This window comes from Cytobacillus sp. MT66 (assembly GCF_058792595.1).
Map to the genome: position 1 here is coordinate 54,305 of NZ_JBXAFB010000015.1, position 22,980 is coordinate 77,284.

At 39.5% G+C, this 22,980-nt stretch carries 20 protein-coding genes and 1 tRNA gene; 9 read left to right on the forward strand and 12 right to left on the reverse strand.

Annotated features, from left to right (window positions below; genetic code table 11):
- Positions 1–188 precede the first annotated feature (188 nt).
- From AC1Q59_RS20955 to queG, 4 genes are all read right to left on the reverse strand, one after another.
- Positions 189–2,084: a PrkA family serine protein kinase gene (locus tag AC1Q59_RS20955; RefSeq protein ID WP_492367807.1), complete on the reverse strand. Its 1,896-nt coding sequence runs from the start codon at positions 2,082–2,084 to the stop codon at positions 189–191.
- A 463-nt stretch (positions 2,085–2,547) separates the two neighbouring features.
- A complete protein-coding gene (trmL, locus tag AC1Q59_RS20960) occupies positions 2,548–3,021 on the reverse strand; it encodes a tRNA (uridine(34)/cytosine(34)/5-carboxymethylaminomethyluridine(34)-2'-O)-methyltransferase TrmL (protein WP_492367808.1) in 474 nt (157 codons plus the stop codon).
- Between the two features lie 56 nt (positions 3,022–3,077).
- Positions 3,078–3,953 (reverse strand): amidase domain-containing protein, encoded by an 876-nt coding sequence (locus tag AC1Q59_RS20965; RefSeq protein WP_492367809.1) that lies wholly within the window; start codon positions 3,951–3,953, stop codon positions 3,078–3,080.
- Between the two features lie 85 nt (positions 3,954–4,038).
- Positions 4,039–5,169 carry a tRNA epoxyqueuosine(34) reductase QueG gene (gene queG / locus AC1Q59_RS20970; RefSeq protein WP_492367810.1) on the reverse strand — a complete coding sequence of 377 codons (1,131 nt, stop codon included), beginning with the start codon at positions 5,167–5,169 and terminating at the stop codon, positions 4,039–4,041.
- Positions 5,170–5,270: 101 nt separating this feature from the next.
- Between queG and AC1Q59_RS20975 the strand changes: the two genes are divergently transcribed.
- Positions 5,271–5,939, forward strand: coding sequence for a B3/B4 domain-containing protein (locus AC1Q59_RS20975; RefSeq protein WP_492367811.1), 669 nt, complete (start codon positions 5,271–5,273; stop codon positions 5,937–5,939).
- An 84-nt stretch (positions 5,940–6,023) separates the two neighbouring features.
- Here the strand turns inward: AC1Q59_RS20975 and AC1Q59_RS20980 are convergent.
- A tRNA-Gly gene (locus tag AC1Q59_RS20980) sits at positions 6,024–6,097 on the reverse strand.
- A 314-nt stretch (positions 6,098–6,411) separates the two neighbouring features.
- On the opposite strand from AC1Q59_RS20980, the gene AC1Q59_RS20985 reads away from it, so the two are divergent.
- Both AC1Q59_RS20985 and menA read left to right on the forward strand, forming a co-directional pair.
- Positions 6,412–6,909, forward strand: coding sequence for a hypothetical protein (locus tag AC1Q59_RS20985; RefSeq protein WP_492367812.1), 498 nt, complete (start codon positions 6,412–6,414; stop codon positions 6,907–6,909).
- Between the two features lie 20 nt (positions 6,910–6,929).
- Positions 6,930–7,859 carry a 1,4-dihydroxy-2-naphthoate octaprenyltransferase gene (gene menA, locus AC1Q59_RS20990; RefSeq protein WP_492367813.1) on the forward strand — a complete coding sequence of 310 codons (930 nt, stop codon included), beginning with the start codon at positions 6,930–6,932 and terminating at the stop codon, positions 7,857–7,859.
- A gap of 70 nt (positions 7,860–7,929) precedes the next feature.
- Here the strand turns inward: menA and cidR are convergent, their stop codons facing one another.
- Positions 7,930–8,829: a cidABC operon transcriptional activator CidR gene (cidR, locus tag AC1Q59_RS20995; protein ID WP_492367814.1), complete on the reverse strand. Its 900-nt coding sequence runs from the start codon at positions 8,827–8,829 to the stop codon at positions 7,930–7,932.
- Between the two features lie 112 nt (positions 8,830–8,941).
- Between cidR and AC1Q59_RS21000 the strand changes: the two genes are divergently transcribed.
- The 4 genes from AC1Q59_RS21000 (at position 8,942) to AC1Q59_RS21015 (ending at position 12,305) form a co-directional block, all read left to right on the forward strand.
- The gene (locus AC1Q59_RS21000) at positions 8,942–9,346 is read left to right on the forward strand and encodes a CidA/LrgA family protein (protein WP_492367815.1); all 405 of its coding nucleotides are present in this window, start codon (positions 8,942–8,944) and stop codon (positions 9,344–9,346) included.
- Positions 9,312–9,992, forward strand: coding sequence for an LrgB family protein (locus tag AC1Q59_RS21005; RefSeq protein WP_492367816.1), 681 nt, complete (start codon positions 9,312–9,314; stop codon positions 9,990–9,992). Before AC1Q59_RS21000 ends, AC1Q59_RS21005 begins: the two co-directional genes overlap by 35 nt.
- Before the next feature lie 167 nt (positions 9,993–10,159).
- Positions 10,160–11,170, forward strand: coding sequence for a DUF3231 family protein (locus tag AC1Q59_RS21010; protein ID WP_492367817.1), 1,011 nt, complete (start codon positions 10,160–10,162; stop codon positions 11,168–11,170).
- Positions 11,171–11,507: 337 nt separating this feature from the next.
- The gene (locus tag AC1Q59_RS21015) at positions 11,508–12,305 is read left to right on the forward strand and encodes a 2-keto-4-pentenoate hydratase (RefSeq protein WP_492367818.1); all 798 of its coding nucleotides are present in this window, start codon (positions 11,508–11,510) and stop codon (positions 12,303–12,305) included.
- A gap of 40 nt (positions 12,306–12,345) precedes the next feature.
- On the opposite strand, the gene AC1Q59_RS21020 is transcribed toward AC1Q59_RS21015, so the two are convergent.
- From AC1Q59_RS21020 to AC1Q59_RS21035, 4 genes are all read right to left on the reverse strand, one after another.
- Positions 12,346–13,713: an aldehyde dehydrogenase gene (locus tag AC1Q59_RS21020; RefSeq protein ID WP_492367819.1), complete on the reverse strand. Its 1,368-nt coding sequence runs from the start codon at positions 13,711–13,713 to the stop codon at positions 12,346–12,348.
- 18 nt (positions 13,714–13,731) lie between these two features.
- Entirely contained in the window at positions 13,732–14,922 is a 1,191-nt protein-coding gene (locus AC1Q59_RS21025) for an iron-containing alcohol dehydrogenase (RefSeq protein WP_492367820.1), read from the reverse strand.
- Between the two features lie 406 nt (positions 14,923–15,328).
- Entirely contained in the window at positions 15,329–17,536 is a 2,208-nt protein-coding gene (locus tag AC1Q59_RS21030; protein WP_492367821.1) for an MMPL family transporter, read from the reverse strand.
- A gap of 113 nt (positions 17,537–17,649) precedes the next feature.
- Positions 17,650–18,369, reverse strand: coding sequence for a 3-ketoacyl-ACP reductase (locus AC1Q59_RS21035; RefSeq protein WP_492367822.1), 720 nt, complete (start codon positions 18,367–18,369; stop codon positions 17,650–17,652).
- A gap of 283 nt (positions 18,370–18,652) precedes the next feature.
- Here AC1Q59_RS21035 and AC1Q59_RS21040 point away from each other — a divergent pair, with 283 nt between their 5' ends.
- Positions 18,653–19,915 (forward strand): ammonium transporter, encoded by a 1,263-nt coding sequence (locus tag AC1Q59_RS21040; RefSeq protein ID WP_492367823.1) that lies wholly within the window; start codon positions 18,653–18,655, stop codon positions 19,913–19,915.
- Positions 19,916–19,980: 65 nt separating this feature from the next.
- On the opposite strand, the gene AC1Q59_RS21045 is transcribed toward AC1Q59_RS21040, so the two are convergent.
- The gene (locus AC1Q59_RS21045; RefSeq protein WP_492367824.1) at positions 19,981–20,472 is read right to left on the reverse strand and encodes a hypothetical protein; all 492 of its coding nucleotides are present in this window, start codon (positions 20,470–20,472) and stop codon (positions 19,981–19,983) included.
- 58 nt (positions 20,473–20,530) lie between these two features.
- A complete protein-coding gene (locus tag AC1Q59_RS21050) occupies positions 20,531–21,649 on the reverse strand; it encodes a M20 metallopeptidase family protein (RefSeq protein WP_492367825.1) in 1,119 nt (372 codons plus the stop codon).
- Positions 21,650–21,861: 212 nt separating this feature from the next.
- Here AC1Q59_RS21050 and AC1Q59_RS21055 point away from each other — a divergent pair, with 212 nt between their 5' ends.
- Positions 21,862–22,845 carry a thermonuclease family protein gene (locus AC1Q59_RS21055; protein ID WP_492367826.1) on the forward strand — a complete coding sequence of 328 codons (984 nt, stop codon included), beginning with the start codon at positions 21,862–21,864 and terminating at the stop codon, positions 22,843–22,845.
- The last annotated feature ends 135 nt before the right edge of the window (positions 22,846–22,980 follow it).

Sequence of the window (22,980 nt, forward strand, 5' to 3'; positions counted from 1 at the left end):
TTTATTACTTTATCCTATGCAAAATGAGCAAATAATTTACAAAAAATTTCAACAATAGGTCCATTTTAGTCAAAATTGGGACAATACTCCATTTTCTTTTTGGTATTCTGATTCTGATAGAGTTCCCATGAATGGTTATAAAAAAGGACTGACAAAAAGATGTCAGTCCCTCTTTTGTTGTATTCTGATTATCGATTCAGCAGGCTTCCTACATAACGCAGCAACTCGTTTGCTGATGTAGAATTATATCCATGTTCATCAATTAATCGGGCAACAACCTCATTGACTTTCTTCAGCTGCTGTTCATCAGGTGTTTTGGTAGATGTTGTAATTTTAACAACGTCTTTAAGGTCAGCAAATAGCTTCTTCTGAATCGCTTCACGCAGACGATCATGGGATCGGTAATCAAAGCGCTTCCCTTTGCGGGCATAGGCGGAAATACGGATCAAAATTTCTTCGCGGAACGCTTTCTTCGCATTTTCCGAAATGCCTATTTGTTCTTCAATAGAACGCATCAGCTTTTCATCCGGGCTGATTTCTTCGCCTGTTAATGGATCGCGAAGCTTTGATTTATTGCAGTAAGCTTCCACATTATCAAGATAGTTATCCATTAACGTTTTCGCAGACTCCTCATAAGAATAAACAAACGCCTTCTGAACTTCTTTCTTCGCAATTTCATCGTATTCCCTGCGGGCAAGAGCAATATAGTTTAAATAGCGCTCTTTAAGCTCTGGTGTAATGGATGGATGCTGATCTAATCCTTCTTTTAATGAGCGAAGGACATCTAATGCATTAATCGATGTAATTTCTTTCCGAATAATGGTTGAAGAAATCCGGTTAATAACATAGCGCGGGTCAATTCCGCTCATTCCTTCATCTGCATACTCTTTTTTCAATTCATCTACATCGGCACGATTATATCCTTCTACACTTTCGCCGTCATATAGGCGCATTTTCTTAATTAAGTCGATATCGCCTTTCTTCGGCTCTTTTAAGCGCGTTAAAATAGTAAACATGGCAGCAACCTTCAATGTGTGCGGTGCAATATGAACATCGTACACATCACTATCGCGAATCATTTTTTGGTAGATTTTTTCCTCTTCCGATACCTTTAAGTTATACGGAACCGGCATAACTATGATGCGCGAATGAAGGGCTTCATTTTTCTTATTAGAAATAAACGAACGGTATTCTGTTTCATTTGTATGGGCAACAATCAATTCATCAGCGGAAATTAAAGCAAATCTTCCTGCCTTAAAATTCCCTTCTTGTGTTAAGGATAACAGGTGCCACAAGAATTTCTCGTCACACTTTAACATCTCCTGGAACTCCATCATTCCGCGGTTGGCTTTATTTAATTCACCGTCAAACCGATAGGCTCTTGGATCAGATTCTGATCCAAATTCAGCAATGGTTGAAAAATCAATGCTTCCTGTTAAATCGGCTATATCCTGAGATTTCGGATCTGATGGACTAAAGGTACCAATCCCTACTCTTCTATCTTCAGAGAAAATAATTCTTTCTACTATAACATCTTCAATTCTGCCGCCATACTCCTGTTCAAGGCGCATCATATTTAACGGGGATAAATTCCCTTCAATTCTTATGCCATATTCATCGTGGAAATCCTGACGGAGATGATGTGGAATAAGATGCAGCGGGTCCTCATGCATTGGACAGCCCTTAATCGCATAGACGGCGCCCCTGTCTTGATGGGAATAGGCTTCTAAGCCTCTTTTTAACATCGTCACTAATGTTGATTTTCCTCCGCTGACTGGGCCCATTAACAATAGAATTCTTTTGCGGACATCTAATCTTTTAGCCGATGGATGGAAGTATTCTTCCACAAGTCTTTCAAGTGCTTCCTCGAGACCAAAGAGCTCATTGCTGAAAAAGCTGTATCTTTTATGACCATTGACCTCTTCGATTCCAGCATCTTTAATCATATTGTATACACGTGAATGTGCCGATTGGGCAACCCAAGGCTTCTCTTTAATAATTTCCAAATACTCAGCAAAAGTCCCTTCCCACTTAAGCTTCTCTTCTTCGTGTCGATACATCTCAATTTTTTTTAGTATATCCATATGGACCTCCCCCTGTCGCTTAATCAGAGACGATTAATATACTGTATGCACTTGTTCAAATGAACATGCTAATTGGGTCTTAGTTTTTGCCCGTCCGATTTGCTGGTAAAATAAAGGAGTTCTATAAAATGGCTTAATAAAAAAGGGTTTTTAAGAGAAATAATAAGGTATAGAAATCATTTTTCTTTTTAAGCATTCAGTGATAAAACTGTAAAAAATTCTCCACAGTTACCGTTCACAGTTTTTATGTAATAGGCTATAATAAATTTGTATAGGCTTGGATTGAAAGTGAAGGAGGATGTACATAAATGGGAACAATTCTAATTCTAGGCGTTATGGTTGCCTTCTTAGCAGCTATTTTCACTTCTGGCTACGAAGATAAACCTGAATCAAAATAATCGTAAATTGGGAAAGTCTCCGGTTTGCAAAAAAGCTGCTAAAGGGCATCCCTTTAGCAGCTTTTCTATTTAAGATCGATATAATCCTGCTGTCGAAGGCCTTCATATATTAGGATTGCAGCCGTATTTGAAAGATTTAATGAACGGACCTTTTCATTCATCGGTATTCTTACAGCACGGTCCTTATTAGCTTCAATCATTTCTCTTGGCAATCCGGTTGTCTCTTTTCCAAATATGAAATAATAATCTTTTTTTCGATCATGATAATCAAAGTCAGAATGAGACTTTGTTCCAAACTTTGTCAAATAGAAAAATTCTCCGCCTGAATTCTTCTCGAAAAATTCATCAAGAGAATCATAATAAACAATTTTTACATACGGCCAATAATCTAATCCTGCCCGCTTAAGCATTTTATCCTCTGTTGAAAATCCAAGCGGCCGAATTAAATGCAGTTCGGTACCTGTTGCCGCACAAGTCCGCGCAATATTTCCTGTATTAGCAGGGAGCTCTGGCTGATATAATACTACATGCAGTGCCATGACTTTCACCTCGAAAATTATGTTATCATCGTTTTAATAGTAACGATAATTGCCGATTACCTGTCGTCGACAATGGTCAGGAATTTATATTTAATATTAGGGGTATAGGCTGTCGAATTTGTATAATCCCAATACCTCATCCGGCTATTGTAGGTATGTGCGTTAACCAGAGGCATATTATCAGCATCCTTGGCGGTTACAATGGTCGTATGGTCAAATCGGCCATCTCCCTGAAAATCATAGCAAATGACATCGCCCAAAAGCAGCTCTTCTGGGCTTGATACCTCTTTTGCACGCAGGCCTATCGACGATTGAGGCAAATGCAGTCGAAAAGCATGAGCCACTGACCAGCTATAGCTCCAATTATTACTTTGCATCCACCAGCCTTTGCCGCGGTTTGGATAGCCTCTCATCGGTGCTTCTCCCACATGCAGGCATTGGGAAATATAATTTGTACAATCTACTTCAAATGTTTTATAAGCTGGATTATAGCTGTTCCACCATTTTTCTGCATACTGAACGGCTTTTAAGCGGTCATATTGGTAGCTTATTCTAAGATCCTCCTCTGCCTTCTCAATGGGAAAATCCTTTTTCGAAACCTGTTCAAATGGGTTGGTTTCTTTATCTTCTACTAATACACCCTTATAGAACTCAGCTATTCGCTTTTCAATTTCTTCTTCCATAAATATTAACTCTTTGTGTTTAATTAAATATTTAAAATGAACATTGTAATGGACCGTCTGTGTTTCTTGATCCTTTTGACCAATGTCTATGATTTTTCCGGATGCGCGGGCCTTCACAATTTCACCGGAACGCCTGGATAGCCCCTCTTTTTTTTGCTCAATTTTTGGGCAATAGTGAACTGAATTTCTCGGAGAAGAAATACACTGCTCGACTCTTTTAGCTAAATGTTCCTGCAGCTGTTCTCTCATGTTCTCCACTCCTTTCCATTGTATATATATGAAAGGAAAATGGATTTCACTTCATTAAAAAGAGCAGTGTAGGTGCCATTTTTTTCTAAATAAAAAATTCCAGTCCCCGGGAGATTTCCTCTAAAACTTCTTCCTCTTTTTCAAGGCTTTGTGCTGCTTCCAACGCCTCACGCGCCTGTTCACCGCCAATTTTCCCTAATGCCCATGCAGCCGTACCACGAATCACAGGACGGGAGTCTTTTGTCATTACTTCGATAAGATCATTAACCGCTGTTTCGTCTTTAAAATGAGCTAATGCTACAATTGCATTGCGCTGAATGGGCTTTTTTCCTCTCCAGGAACCGGCAAGGGATCCAAACTTTTCCTTAAATTGGCGATTGCTTATCTGCAAAAGCGGCTTTAATAAAGGTTTGACCATTTCGGGATCTGGCTCCATTTCTTCATGGAAATGGAAGTTCCGCCCCTTATTTTCAGGACAGGCCGTCTGGCAGGAATCACAACCATAAATCCGATTGCCGATCTTTTCACGAAACTCTTCCGGAAGAGACTCTTTTGTTTGCGTTAAAAAACTGATACAGCGCTGAGCGTTAATCTGTCCTCCTTGAACTAAGGCACCTGTAGGACAAGCTTCGAGGCATTTCGTGCATGAACCACAGCGATCCTCGATTGGCTGATCGGGTTCAAATGGAATCGTTGTAATCATTTCTCCTAAATACACATAGGATCCGAATTCTGGTGTAATAATTGCGCAGTTTTTCCCGCTCCAGCCAATACCCGCACGTTCGGCCACAGCCCGGTCTGATAATTCGCCTGTGTCCACCATCGATTTGCATTTGGCATCCGGCATTTTTGAATATATAAATTCCTCAAGCTTCTGCAGACGATCCCGTAAAATGAGATGATAGTCTAATCCCCAAGAAGCACGACAAAAAATCCCCCTGCGTTCACCCTTTTTGCTGACAGGCCTATTTTCCATTTTTGAAGGGTATGCCAAGGCGACCGCTATAATTGAACGGGGCTGATTCATTAATAAGGAAGGATTGACTCGTTTTTCAATATCAGGTTCCTCGAAACCGGATTGGTACTGCAGCTCCTGCTGCCGAATAAGACGATTTTTTAGATCATCGAAAGTATTTGCAGTAGTAAAACCAATTTTATCAATGCCGATTGTCTTGCTGTACTCGATAACCTCCTGTTTAAACTGAGCATAGTCCATGCAGTTCCCTCCTTTCCTATTTTTTTATAAAAAGGTAATTGTTTTAGGTATAAATCATTATTATGATAAACTATTTTCAAGCAAATTTGGAGGTGGAATGCTTGGAAATTCATCTGTCTCAAGAACTCTGTACACTTTTTCCGGGTTTCAAAGTCGGAGTTATACATTATCAGCAAATAGAGGTAGGAGATTCCCCGCAAATGGTGAAGGGCCGGCTGCAATTATTCCAAGAATCTATTTTCTTTGATTTAGAAGAAAAAAATGTGACTGATTTAGAAGGTATTAAGGAATGGAGACAGATCTTTAAAACGGCCGGGAAAGACCCGAACCGTTATCGGCATTCAGCTGAAGCCTTATTTCGCAGGGTAAAAAAGCAAAACTATCTAACCCCAGTAAACAGCGCGATAGACATCAATAATTTCTTTTCACTGCAGTATCAGATTCCTATCGGCGTATATGATGCAGATAAGATTCAGGGAGATGCTGACATTCGGCTAGGCAGTGCAGGCGAAGAATATGAAGGTCTCAATGGACGAATCAATTCGGCTGAAAAATTAATCAGCTCCACTGATGAAATTGGACCGTTCGGCAGTCCATTTGTTGATTCTGTAAGAACCTCTGTGACAGAGGAAACATCTAATGCCCTTCAGCTTATTTATTTGCGCCCTTCGCTCGATCTTGAGGATGCAAAGAAAATGGTTGAATCCCTGATGAATATGTTTATTCAAATTCATGGGGGCACGGGTACATTTGACATATTAGGCTGCTAAAAGGACAAGGGGCGCTGTGTTTTTTCATGAAAAAACGCAGCGCCTCGTTCTCTTTCGAACCGAAACACTGCGTTGTGATATGTATGGAGCGGGTGATGGGAATCGAACCCACGACAACAGCTTGGAAGGCTGTAGTTTTACCACTAAACTACACCCGCATTTTATAGAATTATATGTATGCAATATACTACAGTATTAAAAAATAAAAACAGGTTTCCCTGTCATTAAATTCCTCGTTTAAATTAACATCTTTATAATACTCCCCTTTTCACAAAAATGTCAAGATATTTGTGTGAATTTGTCGAAATTCCTCTATTGCTTTTTTTAAAAAAATAACATTTGTGATTTAAAACACCCTAAACCTTGATTTAAATCAATGCCTCAGAATTTTTTCTTTTCTACAATTAACCTATAAGAAAGCTGATTACAAAAACAGTTTAGATCCCAAATATTCATTAAGAAGGTGTTGGATGTGGCTTGGGAAATTCACCAGATACTTAAATTTATGCACATTCTTTTAGGTATCGCCTGGGTTGGCGGAATCCTGTTTGTTGGCTGGGGCGTCTATCCAGCAGCAAAAAAGCTGGAAATTTCCGTTCGGCGAAAATTCCTGTTTGCTCTCATGAAACATACACACCTCTTATTTTCCCTCATCGGTGCTGGTGTGATTTTGACAGGAATTTTACTGGGGACAGTTTTAGGCCCAATTAACAACTGGAATGCCATTTGGCATACCACATACGGAAATATCTGGTTCACTGCTCTTATGATCTCACTAATTACGCTATTTTGGGGAATTTTTGTTGGATACAAAAAAACAATGAGAGTTCTTACTAATGATCATCTCTGGCAGCTTGCCGAAACAGGCGAAGCCGAGCCTTTAAATAAAGCGATGCGAGCTGTTACAGTGCTAGAATCCGTTGAGGTATTAGGCTTTATGATTTTACTCGGCTGTATGATATTACTTTAATCAATAAGGGGGATTAAACTATGTACGCTAATGAAGCGAAGACATCGGAAATAGACCCTGAACATTACTCTTATCGGTTTACATGGCTTCACCTTTTTCGTCCAATGACCTTGACAGGAACCATCACACCAGCTCTTGTTGGGACAGCATTGGCAGCACAAAACGGGCATATTCGTCTGGATCTTTTTTTCGCCTACCTGATGGCAGTTCTATTAATTCAGGCGACAACCAATATGCTGAACGACTATTTTGATTTCAAACATGGTCAGGATCAGGAAAAATGGATCAGCCTGGATGAGCCTGGATATGGAAATGGGCCGCATTATCACTCGATTCCATTTGCAGCGGCCGCAATGATTTTAATGGCAGCGTTGATCGGAGTTTGGCTTGCAGCTCAAAGCAGTTACTGGATTATTCTTGTTGGAGCTCTTGGGATTATTTTTGGTTATTTTTATTCTGCTGGCCCCTATCCTCTATCTTCACTTGGGCTTGGCGAGCTTGTTGCAGCTGTCTTTCTTGGTTTTGTATCAACTTCATTGCCTTATGTCATCCAAGGACATCCATTTGACAGCCATATTTTCATCGTTGCCTTAACCTTTGCCTTACTAATCTCTTCGTTAATTTTGACAAACAATATTAGGGATATGGCAAAGGATCTGCCATTCCGGCGAACGATTGCCATTAGAATCGGCAGGATCAAAGCTTCACGGTTACTTTTCGGGCTTTTGCTATTCGTGTACATTTGGATGTTTGTCCTTATGATAATTGGTGCCATTCCATGGATAGCTGCAGGAGTATTACTCGCTTCACCACTTGCTTATCGATTAGCCTGGTCTCTTCGTCCAGGATCTAAACGGGAAGATGAAATCAAGGGAATGAAGCTTGCAGCCCAGCATCATTGGGCATTTGGCTTACTGTTTGCAGCTTGTTTATGGATTACCATCCTTTAATTCACCGGATCCATATGATGAGCCTGTTTCTTTGAGGAACGGGTTCATCTGCCACAGTTTGCCTAAAAATTTAACAGCATTTATGATCCTGCTTTATTAATAATTGAGTTAATCGTATCCATTCTCTTGCCGCAAATGATAAATAGCGATCTTTTCTCCAAATAATGCCCAAATGCCAAGGTATGATGGGCTCAATTAGAGGTATAATCGAGATCTTCTTCTGATTAATTTGTCTGCAAATCGTTTCAGGAAGCAGTGCAATGCCAAGATTTGCGGTCACCATTTCGCTGATAAAATCCCACTGCGAGCTTTCATTAATAACTTTCGGCTGAAACCCTGCCTGCAGGCATTCTGATATAATCCGATCATGAAGAGCAAAATCTTTGCGAAAGAGAATAAAGGATTCATTTTCTAATTCTGCAAGTCTTACGGATTGCCTTCCACTTAACCGATGACTTGGATGGGCAACGAGCATAAGCGGCTCACAGACAAAGGAAAAGGAATGAAAAAGGGTGTCTTTAACCGGCAAAACAACCACTCCTAAATCAAGTGCCCCAGTTTTTACATCATTTTCTATCTTAACTGCTCCATCCTCGACAAGCTGGATTTGGATATTAGGATATTTTTGATGAAATTCTTGAATTACCTTTGGGAAAAATTGCGCACCAGCCATAGGTGGCAATCCGATGTGAAGGTTTCCTTTTTTTAGTTCCATTAAATCGTCCAATTCGGCAATTAAGCTTTCGAAGGACTTGATCATAGCCTGTGCCCGGCTAAAAAGGATTTCCCCTGCATCAGTCAGTTTAATATGCTTGCTTGATCGGTCAAAAAGTGTGACACCTAACTCTTCTTCTAAACTTTTCACCATTTTGCTTATAGCTGACTGAGAAACATAAAGTTTTTCGGCTGCCCTTGTAAAATTCCCTTCTGAAGCGGCAGCCACAAAATATTTTAAATGCTGGATGTCCAATTCATAACCCGCTTTCATGAAAGTTTGGAATGGCTGTCATTCTGATTATTCATTTTACCTATGATGCAGACCGCTGTACACTTATTGGAGAAAAAGCTAAAGGACGGGTAACATGAAAAAAATACTGATAGGGTTTCTTCAAGTGTTAATTTTAACTCTTTTTACCTTCCTAATGGAAAAGATCTCAGCCCTGCTTCACCTCCCCATACCTGGAAGCATGATCGGGTTAATCGTATTATTTATTTTATTAAAAACAAATGTTGTTAAATTAAAGTGGATTGATCTAGGTGGAAGCTGGCTGGTAGCTGAAATGCTTCTATTTTTTATTCCCTCTGCTGTTGGCGTCATTCGTTATGGGGATTTGATGCTGGATAATGGCTGGAAGGTAATAGCGGTCATCATCCTTAGCTCATCCGCTGTAATGATAGGTTCCGGTATGTTAGCTGAAAAAATGGCACGGCAAAAGGAGGCGAAGGTTAATCATGCAAGCAATGATGGGATTCATTCTTACCATTAGTGCGTATTGGGGAGCAAAATGGTGCTACACAAAGACGAAAAAAGTTTATCTTTCCCCTTTGCTTGTTGCCCCGATTTTAATCATCGGGGTATTGGTATTTTGCCAATTAAGCTATGAATCTTATAATTATGGAGCCAAATGGCTTACAGATATATTACAGCCAGCAACGGTCGCGTTAGCCATTCCGCTCTATCGCTATTATCCTATATTAAAAAAATATATGTATGAAATTCTGCTAAGTGTATGCCTGGGAGCGTTAATTTCAATCCTGTCATCCTTTTTTATTGCCGGGATGCTGCATTTAAATCCCAAATTAATAACCAGCATCGTCCCCTACTCTATTACCACCCCTTTTGCTATGAGAGTTTCTGATAAAATAAGCGGCATCCCTACCATCACAGCCGTTTTTTTCATTATTACCGGAATTGTCGGGATGGTACTTGGACCATTGATTATTCAAATGTTTCACATCAAAAGTAATATTGCTAAAGGTGTGCTGCTGGGAACCAGTTCACACGGAGCAGGAACTTCTAAAGCATTGGAATTAAGCAGCACAGCGGGGGCTGTCTCAAGCATCTGCATGGTAATCGCCGCAATTTTTTCTTTTTGCATCACTCCATGGGTTTATATGCATTTTCTCAAATAATAAGATAGGGATAAACGCAATTTTGTCCCTGATGAAAATAAATAAAAAGGGCCCAGCTAATACAAGCTGAGGCTCTTTTTACTCGATATATTTTAGTTATTTATTAATAAATTTCCAGATTACGGACATATTATTCTTTGATGTATTGATAAACAGGAGGATTGCTTATGGAAAGTAATCATGAGTATATAAAGCTAACAACAGCTGAAATTGGTGTTCTTTGGTCGACATATATAGAAAATACAGCAATAAGGTGCTTTTATAAACATTTTCTTCAGCATCTTCAGGATGTTGAAATAAAAGCGATTATTGAAGAAACTTTAAACTTAGTTGAAAACAATATCGAAAAGATTAAATCAATTTTTGAAGAAGAAAATATTGCTATGCCCCAAGGTTTTTCAGATAATGATGTTGATTTAAAGGCTCCTGCTTTGTACTCAGATTTATTCGCATTGAGTTTTTTGTATCGTGGCGGACAAGTAATTATGCCATATTATGCTAATGTACTTACTAAAGTATCTTGCATCGATATTTATCAGATTTTTTCCGAATTTTTATACAAAGAAACAGAACTACATAGAAAAGCTTTGCAACTTATGAATGTAAAGGGCTTAAATGATAGACCGCCAAAAATGGAATATCCAACAACAGTAGAGTTTCTTCAACACAATCCTTCGTTAATAAATACTTGGTTTGGTGATAAAAGACCCCTAAATACTTTAGAAATAGGAGAACTTTTTACAGCTATTGAAAGAAACACAATTGGTTTAATTCTTTTATTGGGTTTTATTCAGGTAATGAAAGACAAAGAAATAAAAGATTACTTATTAAAAGGAAAAAAACTTGCGGAAAGACAGATAGAAACATTTGATAAATTTTTGAGAGAGAATGACAATCTCATTGGTACTCCTATGACTCTGGAGGTAACTAATTCAACCATTTCGCCATTTTCTGAAAAACTAATTCTGTTTTTTATTAGCTCTTCAAACCAGGTTGGTATTTCTTCACTTGGATATGCTTTATCCCTTACGATGAGAAAAGATCTGGCAACTGTGTGGTCTCTATTCATCGTAGATATAATGAAGTACGGTGGAGAAGGTCTTAAAACTTTAGTTGAACGCGGTTGGATGGAAAGCCCCCCACAACCAGTTGATAGAAATAAATTTTACAAATCGTAAGCTATAATGGCACTCCCAAGGGAAAAGGAATAATTTAAAACCTTGTTTAGAGCATTTTAGAAGACCTTAATGAAGCCAAAGTATGCAATTATTTTATTAATTATATGCATATTTTGGCTTTTTTTATCCTGTCGAACTTCTATTCATTAGTAAATATATTGGCAGTGTGCTGTAAATCCTTTGGTGTACATTGGTATATAGGATGGCAAGAATAGTGAAAGTTTGCGGCAGTAAATCGTTCCCTTTTTCAATAACCAAAATTAATTGAACATTTATTTATTACAAAAGTATCTAAATATAGTATATTAATATTATAAATTGAAAAGGGGCGAATTTTATGACAACAAATACTGCAACTACGACATTAGTGGAAGAAGTCGCAAACAAAATATTCCACGCATATCAGACCAAACAGCCCATTGAATTTATTCGCCATCAATATTCTTTGGATGAGGAAACCTCCTATAAAGTACAGGATGAATTAATTAGCAAAATAACCAAACTTGAAAATGTGAGCGCTGCAGGATATAAAATCAGCATGACAAGTGCCGAGACCCAAGCGATTGCCGGAACACATGAACCAGCATATGGAACCTTGCTGACTTCAAATGTCATAAAAAGCGGGGCAACTATTTCTCTATCATCTTTGTTTACACCATTAATCGAAACAGAGATCATGTTTATTTTAACTGAAGATTTATCACCAGGAGCTAATGAAGAGGAAATCTTAAACAAATGTAAAATAGCAGCTGGGATTGAAGTTCCAGACGCCCGCTATATTGATTGGTTTCCTAACTTCTCTTTACCAGATTTACTTTGCGACAACACAGCAACTGGCCTGATTGTTGTATCCGATCTAATCGATCCTTTATCATTCGATGAATTAGCTAATATAAAAATGGAATTATTCCATAATGGGGAGAAAATAAGCGAAGGAGTTTCTTCCGCTGTTCTAGGCAATCCAGTTTCATCTGTGGCCTGGTTATCTGAAAAACTAGCAAAGAAAAATAGAATTTTGAAGAAAGATATTGTTATCTCATCAGGAACCTTTATTTCACCGCTCTTTGCAAAAGAAGGCAAATATACCGTAAATTATTCGGATTTAGGCAAGACTGAGATTACTTTTGTAAAATAATTTAACCAGCTCCGACCTTTTTCCATGGGTCGGAGCTGCTCTATTTTAGAAAATACTTTATCTTCTTCAGCCCATTTTTTATATTTGGATAGCGAAACGGAATGTCAAATTTGGTGGTTTGTTTGAGGATGCTTTTGTAATGCGAAAAAGTGTCAAAACTTTCCTTTCCATGATAAGCTCCTGTTCCGCTGCTGCCCACTCCTCCAAAAGGCAAATATGGAGATGACAGATGGTATACGGTATCGTTTATACATCCACCGCCAAAAGAAATATGTCCTAAGATTTGATTTTGGACTTGAACATTTTCAGTAAAAAGATATAACGCAAGCGGATTAGGATGGTTTTGTATCCCCTCGATCACCTCTGTCAGCTGATCATACTCAAGTACCGGCAGGACTGGCCCGAAAATTTCCTCCTGCATAACAGGATCATCCCATGTGATATTAGTTAAAACGGTCGGTGCTATTTTCAATTCTTTCTTGTTGATTTGTCCGCCTGCTCGTACATCGCCATTTTTCAAATAACGTTCTAATCGCTGAAAGTGTCTTTCGCTGACAATCCGTGTGAAGTTTGGATTGTTTAGCGGTGTTTCACCATATAACTCATTTACCGCTGCCTCGAGATATGCTAAGAATTCTGCTTTGACTTGTTTGTGGACATAGAGATAATCTGGGGCAACACAGGTTTGTCCAGCGTTCAAAAACTTCCCCCAGGCAATCCGTTTTGCTGCAAGCTTAATATTAGCATCCTCATGGACAATGCATGGACTTTTTCCTCCCAGTTCCAGAGTGACCGGGGTAAGATGTTTGGCAGCTGCCTCCATGACAATTTTTCCGACTTGGACACTTCCTGTAAAAAATATATAATCAAATTTTTCCGCTAATAATGCCTGGCTCGTCTCAACCCCACCCTGCATAACTGAAATATATTCGCTAGGGAACTGTTCTGTAATAAGCTTTTCTAGTATTTCAGAAGTCTTTGGCGTGAGTTCTGAAGGTTTAATAACGGTGCAATTTCCTGCAGCAAGCGCTCCAATCAAAGGCGCTATTGCCAACTGGAATGGGTAATTCCATGGTGCGATGATCAGCGCAACACCGTATGGTTCAGGGTATAAATAGCTAGATGAACCAATATGGGTAACCGGCGTTTTCACTTTCTGCGGCTGTGCCCATGAACGCAAATTTTTCATCACAAAGCGGATTTCTTCAAGGACAATGCCGATCTCTGTGGTGTAAGACTCGAAATCTGATTTATTTAAATCTGCTTTTAATGCCTCCATGATTTGCGTCTCATTCTCTTTGATGCTATTTCTTAACTTTTGCAGGGCTTCCAGGCGAAAATCAATATCTTTTGTCTTGCCGGAACGGAAAAACAGCTCCTGCTGTTGACGTAACGATTGGCTGTCCATAATTTCAGCTCCTTAATGCTAGCCTTTAATCATATGATAAAGCTGGAACATGTCTTGTTTGTTGAAAATCACTGGTACGGGATATAGCGGATTGGCTTCCTTAAGAGCTCTTTCAGCCATTAATGGAATATCACTTTCTCTGATGCCATCAAGCTTTTCTGGAATGGCCATGTCCCGATTGAGTTTTTTAATGGCCTCAATAAACTTCTTTGCCTTTTGTTCATCGGTTTGAGACCCACTGCTTAAACCTGCTGCATCTGCAAGTTCAGCAAGCGGTCTATAGATAGTTTCACCATAATAATCAAGTACATAAGGTAAAATAACTGCGTTTGCTAAACCATGGGGAGTGGAGTAAAAACCTCCAAGGGTATGCGCAATCGCATGTATATTTCCTACATAAGCACGGGTAAACGCCAACCCGGCTAAATAGGCAGCTTTTTGCATTTGTTCCCTCGCTGTAATATTAGATCCGTTGCTATAAGCTTCATATAGGTTTTGAAAAATTATTTTAATTGCCTCGATACTATACTGTTTCGTTTCTCTAGTACTGCTTCTCCCGATATATGCTTCGACAGCATGCGTCATCGCGTCCATTCCTGTTGCTGCGGTAATAGCAGGCGGAAGTTTTACTGTCAGCTGAGGATCCAGTACCGCATAATGCGGGATTAGGGCTGTATCCATTAAAGCATATTTTTCATGTGTTTTGCTATTTGTAACTACTGCAGCAAGCGTCCCTTCACTTCCGGTGCCAGCCGTTGTAGGAATAGCAAACAGCGGAGGCAGTTTTTTTAAAACCTTTAAAACCCCTCTCATCTGAGGGATACTCTTGTTCGGCCTCGCCACCCGAGCTCCGACACCTTTTGCGCAATCCATTGGTGAGCCCCCGCCAAATGCTATAATTCCCTGGCATTGCCCTGAATGATAAAGTTTTAGGGCCTCCTCAATATTTTCAATGGTTGGATTGGGCACGGTATCGCTGTAAATGGTATATTTTATTTCTTTTTCCTCAAGGCCTTTTGTCAAAGGATCCAATAAACCTATCGACAGAATACCCTTGTCAGTGACAATTAAAACATGATGAATATGCTGCGTTTTAATTAAATCTGGCAATCTTCCTAAACTATTGAGTAATTCCGGTTGACGCCATGGTAAAAAATTGGTTGCGATTTTAAGAGATTGCTGGTAAAGCCGGCAATATAATTTATACATGCTATTGTCCTCCCTGTAGGATTATCTTTCTTGAGTTACTTTTAGAAGCGTTTTTTATGCTCAGCAGGCGGGCTTTCATGGACATCTTGGCCGTTTTTCATAGGGTCTATGTCCATTAGATGCCCGCTCATGGACATATTGGCCTTTTTCACATGGGTATATGTCCATTAGACGCCTTCTCATGGACACTTCGGCTCTTTTTCACAGGGATCTTGTCCATAAGATGCCCCCTCATGGACATCTCCGATCTTTTTCACAGAGTCTCTGTCCGTTAGCGCTAATATAAACTTTACTAAATACCAGTTTTATTTCTGCATTTACCCATCACTATCCTCTTTCCCCTCATCTTTCAGAAATAAAAAACCACAAACGCTGGTTTTACAGCATTTGTGGTTCATTTAATCTTTTAACTTGCCCGATAAGGCTTCTCTGCAGAAGATCCTAGTACTTTCTTTTTAACAAGAATTAAAATAGAAGGAAGGAGTATGCCCCGTACTAAAAAGGTATCCATCAGCACCCCTAATGCCATCGTCACGCCAAATAAAAATAATTCCTGCAGCGGCTGTGTGATTAAGACAGCAAAGGTAGCTGCTAAAATGACTCCCGCAGATGAAATAACACCGCCAGTTAAGGCAATACCGTTTCCGACAGCCTGTTCCCACGAAACCTTTGCTGCTTCTTCCTTAATCCGTGAAACAAGCATGATATTATAGTCAACCCCAAGGGCGACCATAAAGACAAATGTATAGACTGGTAGCCGGTAACTGATAGATTCAAAACCAAGGATATAGTGAAAAATTGTCCAGCTGAACCCAAGGGCAGCTGCATAAGACAATAAAATGGTTGCCATCATCAATATTGGCATAACAACTGAGCGTGTCTGGAGTCCTAGCATAATAGTAATTAGGATAGTAACAAGTGAAAACAAGATGATCATGTCACGTTTGTTCATGGAACGAATATCTAATTGCTCTGCTGTTTGTCCAGAAAAATGCAATTCATAGGAACTTGAAGATAATCCGCTGTTCTTTAGCATTTGATTCGCCTGGTCACGGAGGTTCTGCACCGTCTTAAGTGCCCCTGCCTCATATGGATTATCTTTTAAAACAACCTTAAATTTCACTGTGTTTTTACGATCGTTCAAAAATCCGCGGGGCAGTGTGTCAAGATTTTCTATCATTTCATCAGATATTGGCTGGCTAATTGAATCAATCCCATTTAAATCTGCAATTTTTTCCTGCAATGTTTCAATTTTCGCCAAATCCTCCTCCTGTAGAGCGTTGTCTCCTTTTAAAAAGACGGTTAATGGAGCCAGTTCCCCAGCTGAATAGTACTTTTCCAATAACTCATACCCTTTACGTGACGACAGTTCATCCGGAAAGGACTTCATAATATTGAAGGAATAGTGAATGGATAGAATATTCATGGCTCCGCCTATCAAAGTAACGAACAGGACGCCAGCCATAACAGCAGGATGTTTCATTACCAAGCTGCTAACCTTCGTCCATAGACCTGTTCTCGTTTTTTCTTTTTCTTCGGTCTTTGGAATAAACGGCCAAAACGCTTTTCTTCCAATGAGGGCAAAAATACTCGGTATTAATGTAAGCCCAGCTATAAGGATAAAGACCATGGCAACCGAAAATACGGGTGCAAAATGACGGTACGGCATAAACACAGCGGTAAATAAAGCTAGAACGGAAAGCAAGACGGTGCCGCCGCTGAATAGAATTGGTTCAGATACATGGCGGATTGCTTCACCCATCGCATCAAATTTCGATGTGAATTTTTTCAGTTCTTCACGATAGCGTGAGAAAATAAATAAACTATAATCTGTTATAACAGCAAACAATAATACAAGCATGATAGAAATCGCTGAGCTATCAAGCACAAACCAATCGTTTTTTCCGGCTAGGCCTAACACCCGGTCAACCGCCTGATAAACGATTGCCGCTACAATCAATGGAATGATTGCCAATAAAGGTGAACGGTAGATGAATAACAATAAAATAAATATCAGAACAATTGTTGCAAGCATTAACACTATATCTGCATTTTGGAAGATTGTTAAAGTATCAGAGGCAATGCCAGCGGGGCCTGTTATCTCTGTCTGCATCTCCCCTAAGGTTAGATCTTTCAATTTTTTATTTATTTCTTTAATTACTTTGTTAGATGCCTTTGAATCCGCTCCCTCAATTAAAGAAAAATTGAAGAGTAATGTCGTTCCATCTTTTGAAAACATTTGATCTTGTACTTGTTTTGGAAACTGATGAAATGGCAATGCAGCGGCCAAATTCTCAGGCCTATCATTAGAATTCATCCACTCACTAAATTCAGTTATCTTTTCCCGATCCTTTTCGGTTATTTTATTTTCATGATGGAACACAAGTAACCCTGTTAACCCGTCTTTAGAAGGAAACTGTTCTTGCAAATACTGACTCGCAATTGCTGAAGCTGTGTCTTCGTTGACACTGCCTTCCTTGCTGCTCACTGAATACTCTTTTGAAGAAGGCGCTAATACGCTTAATAAAATGACAGCAGCGATCCAAATAATCAGCACGGCCTTAGCACCAAATTTACTGCTGGAGAACTTAACGAGGGTTTGTATCAGCTTCATTTTGTTCACTCCTTAAATACTTTAGTGCCTCTATCTTAATAAGGCATTATGAATGGAATATGAACAATAAAGAAAAATAAAAACAACAGGGTCTCCCCTGTTGTCTGGAAAGTTTAAAACGGATTGGTCGCCCATATAGCCGATGTTTTTATAAACGAACGATGTTCGAGCTTCAGCATACTCGCAATGTATTCTGCCAGGTCTTCAGCCTGAGTAAATTTTTCCGGATTCCTTTCATGCGAAGACCTTAAGCGAGTGAAGTCAGTTTCGACTAGACTTGGAGTAAGGACCATGACACGAATGTTATGACGGCGAACTTCTTGCATCAAAGCCTCACTTAATCCGATTACCGCAAATTTGGAAGCACTGTAAGCACTTGATCCTTCTGTCCCTTTTAATCCAGACATAGAGGAAATGTTGACAATATCTCCTCTGTTCCGCTCAATCATTCCTGGAAGCACAGCTTTGGTTACATACACAAGCCCCATCACATTGGTATCAAGGACATTTTTCCATGTTTCAGTTGTTAGCTCGAGAAATGGTGCGCGGGCCCCGATTCCTGCGTTATTGATAAGAATATCGATCGAACCCAGTTTTTCCTCTATTTCTTTAACCGCCAGATTCACTTCTTCTTCGTTTGAAACATCCGCTGCTGCGGTAACAAATTTTACTCCAAAGTCAGTTAATTCCTTGCGTATTGCTTCAAAACTTTGCTCCGAACGGGCAATTAAACCAAGCTCAGCTCCTTCTTTAGCAAGTTCCAATGCTGTTGCCCGTCCAATTCCTCTGCTTCCTCCAGTGATAAGTACTTTTTTGCCTTTTAGTGATTGCATGAATGTCCGCCCCTTTCTACTGGTATTATTTGCTATTCAATAAAAATATAGCAAAGGAATGCCTGAACTGTCGAATATACGCTACCGACAAGTGTTGCTTTTATTTTTAGACCCAAGCATAAAACAGATCAATTTTATAAAAAAGACTGGTTTCCAAAACCCATTACACAAAAACAATCTCAAAATTAGATTAGTTTTATGAAAAATACATATTGTTAAGATTAATCAATATAATCTAAAATTAACTCCAAGAAGAAAATATTTCCTAAAGGAGGAATTTTAGATGGAAGATTTATATTTATTGAACAGTGTTTGGATTATGTTAAGCACGATACTTGTTATTTTTATGCAAGGCGGGTTTATTTTACTTGAAGCGGGTTCAACAAGAATGAAGAATGCCGGTCATATTGCTGGCAAGACGATTTTCACCTTCAGTATCTCATCGATTATTTTCTGGGCATTAGGGTATGGGTTTATCTTCGGGGATAACGCAAACTTTTTCATAGGATTGTCAGATTTCTTTTACTCCAGTTATGAAATAGAAGGATCCACCTACTCTTCCACTGCCTTCTTTATTTTCCAGCTGGCATTTGCCGGCATTTCCTTAACCATCGCCTTCGGAGGGTTTGCAGAACGAGCAAAACTTTCAGTTTACGTTATTTTTTCAATCCTTTTCTCAATCGCTGTTTATCCCGTTGTGGCTCATTGGATTTGGGGCGGCGGATGGCTGGCAGAGCATGGAAAGCAAGATTTTGCCGGATCAACGGTTGTTCATTTAACAGGTGCAATGGCCGCCTTTGCTGCAACCATTTTATTAAAACCGAGAATAGGAAAATATCATCCCAATGGTTCCTCAAATAATTTAGCTGGCCACAATCAAGTCTATACAGCTTTGGGCGTATTGATTTTATGGATCGGCTGGTTCGGGTTTAATGCAGGCAGTACATTGGGGGTTGAAGATGGATTTTTCAGTTTCGTTGCCTTAAACACAAATCTAGCAGCAGCAGCCGGAGCTATCAGTGCCCTTTTTATCTCGTGGGCTGTTCTTGGCAAAGCTGATGTTCCAACCATGCTAAATGGCGCCTTAGCAGGACTTGTTGCAATTACTGCCTCGTGTGCTTTCGTGGAAACATGGGCTTCCATTATTATTGGCCTAGTTGCTGGAATTCTCGTTTTCTACAGTGTCAGATTCTTTGATCGATTAAAAATTGATGATCCAATTTATGCATTATCCGTTCACGGTGCAGCAGGTATATGGGGAACTTTATCTACAGGATTTTTTGCCACCCCAGAATTGGCAACCGTTGGGCAAGCTGGCTTATTTTACGGGGGAGGCTTTACACAGCTTGGTGTTCAAATGCTGGGGATCTTCACGTCGGGGCTATATGCTTTCATCGTTTCTTTTGTCATATTGTTCGTGATGAAGCGATTAATGGGAAGCTTGCGAGTAACCGAAGAAGAAGAATTAATCGGCTTGGATATGAGCGAACACGGAAGTTACGGATATCCGGAAGTGTTTGAATCCTCCAATTCAAAATCAGCCTGATAAAGATCAATAACCTCTTTAACGCATTAACGCGTCGGGGGCCTGACCCCCGATGCGTTAATGCGTTAAAGCTTATTTTTTTTAATGTATTTTTTGAAGCTGGTTTTGTTTTCAAGCCAGTATTGAACCCCGTATAGGATAAAGGCTTTATAGAATATGTATAGAAAAAATTGGAAATAGTTTAATCTGTTTAGAGCTATAATTCTCCATTTTTTCAAGATTGCCATGATAATAAAAGCAAAAGTTCCATCCGATAGCAAATTAAGCATAAGAAACTTTTTAAAGTTCCCATACGAAAATTTTAGCAGCCACAAAGAAAGAGGCATATATGGTCCAAGAGTAAACGGAAGTTCATTTGTTAAAAATGATTTTGGCTTGCCATAAAAGTGCCACCAGTTCCGCTTATATCCAATTATGTGATTAATAATTTCAAAGATGACAATGACAAAACCTGCAATAGAGTAACGCTTTAAACTGCGTTTCCCCAAAAACAAGACCGATAGCCACGGAATAACAATTATTGCAATATTAAATAGCTTATGCCTTTTGGAGATCATAACGATTTCACCTTATCCTTTTAGTATATCGTTATTAAAGTATCCAAAAGTGCAGATCCTATTCACCTTCCGCAAGTCCTTTAAAAAGTTCTACAGCTGTTTCAATTAGCTCATCCCGAAAATCATATTCTTGAGTGTGAATATGCGGATAGGTTTCCCCATTTCCTATATAAATCATGGAACCCTTTGTAAGTTTCGTATAATGACCAAAGTCTTCTGATGCCCGAAATGCTTCTGTCATTTCAACTAAGCGGAGATCTTTTTCCTTGCATACTTTACGAACTTTATCCGTGCTTTCCTTATGATTAACCGTTTCCGGAAAAACGTCATTATAAGAGATATTTACCTTTAAACCATATTGGATAGCCTGTTCAAGTGCCAAGGCTTCAAGATTCTTCTGCAAAAGATCCAATTCGGTCTCATATAGTGCCCGAATGGTAAGCAGCAGATCACCTTTGCTTGCCGCAATACCAAATGCCCTCTCGCCAATATTCACCTGAACAACTGTACAAAGAACAGGCCCCTTGTTGTTTGAAGAGGAGGTAAATTCAGAAATCCTGTCAATTATCTTTGCGATAGCAAAAGCTGGATTAATGCCTGTTTCCGGCTGGCTTGCGTGTGCAGGTGTACCTTCCATATGAATGGTCATCCCTTTTGAGGCATATTGCGCTGTTCCATCAATCACATTGATTGATTTATACGGCATCCCGCTCATATTATGGTAGGCATATATTTCTTCGATATGATTCTCGCGAATAAATGAAGCACACTGGATCGCCCCATCACCTGTCTCTTCAGCATGCTGAAAAAGGAAAAAGATATTTTTTTCAGCACCCTTCTGATCGATTTCCAATGCAAATGCAGCAAGACTGGCCGAATGCCCGTCATGGCCGCATTTATGGGAAACACCTGGATATTCAGAACCGTATGGAAGATCAATCGTTTCGTCGATCGGGAGCGCATCAAAATCCGCACGAAAAGCAATATTCTTCTTCCCTATCCCTGCGCGGTAAACCGCATAGAACCATGCACCCTTATCAACGATTTCGAGAGTTGTATGGGACTGCAGAAAATCCATCAAATACTGCTTCGTCCAAAATTCCTGATTTGATAGCTCGGGATGTTTATGCAATTCATGCCTCAGGCTAATCGCAAGCTGCAAATTTTTACTTTCCATAGCGTCTAACTCCTTAAGTCAAGTGTGTAATGAGTTTCTCTTTCGAAAACTTTTAAGGTTATTAAAACTCTAAAATCTTCATCTCTGGAATATTATTTCCATGTTAAATTGAGTTCTGTACTATTATTCGTTATAATAATCCCTGTTGTCATTGTAATAAAGTTGTAACTTAAGAGACTAATAATCCCAGTTTTATAGAAAGGAGAGGGAATATGAAAAGATTTTTAATACTTCCTGCTATTTTGGGGTTAATGTTCATGATATCAGGATGTTCCGGGACAGCATCTGAAAATGCTGAATCCTCGGATGACCAAGCGCAAACAAATATAGAAGAAACCCAAAAAGAATCAGAAACAGCCGATCAGGAAAATAAAAACCTGAAAGATAAAGATACAGCTGATGTCGACAATGCAGAAAACACTGCCGAACAAGCACAGCAGAAGACAGATTCAAAGGAAGGACTTGCAGAGTCACTAGGTTTAGAATCTGTTAAGGTAACGAGAGTTGTTGACGGGGATACTGTTGAAATAGCTGATGGCAGGAAAGTCAGACTAATCGGCGTCAATACGCCTGAATCAACAACCAGACATGAGGAATACGGAAAAGAAGCAAGTGATTATACTAAAGGGCAATTAACCGGAAAAACCGTATGGATCCAAAAGGATGTTTCTGAAACAGACCGATACGGCCGTCTATTAAGAATAGTATGGCTTGACGTTCCGACCGATGATATGAACGAAGAGGAAATTAGAAAAAAAATGTTCAATGCTCAGCTTGTTCTTAATGGCTATGCCGAACCATCTACCTATCCGCCTGATGTAAAATATAGCGATTACTTTGTAAAATTTGCCCAAGAAGCGAGAAAGAATAATACCGGCTTATGGGCTTATGGAGAAAATGGAACGACAAAAGGCGATTTAGATAAAAAAGCACCAGCCCAAAAACCAGCAGATACAACTAGTTCCGGCAGCAATGTTACTCAAGAGAAAAATTCCGGCACAGCAGCCAATTCATCAGGCAGCAGTAACACAAATCAGCAAACAGACAGTAATACTGCTCCTAGCTCTTCTCAGCCTGAGTACTATAAAAACTGTACAGAGCTGAGAAAGGTTTATCCAAATGGCGTACCAGCTGATCACCCGGCCTACCAGGCTAAAATGGACAGAGACAAAGATAATTATGCGTGTGAAAGATAATGAATATATCAGGGGCTGTCTGATAAGTCCCTAAATTAAATAAGGGTGGAAGAAAATTAACAAATTTTCTCCACCCTTATTTTTATCTTTTGAATTTTTCTCTGAAAGTAGCTGGCGGATGCCTGCTACTTTCAG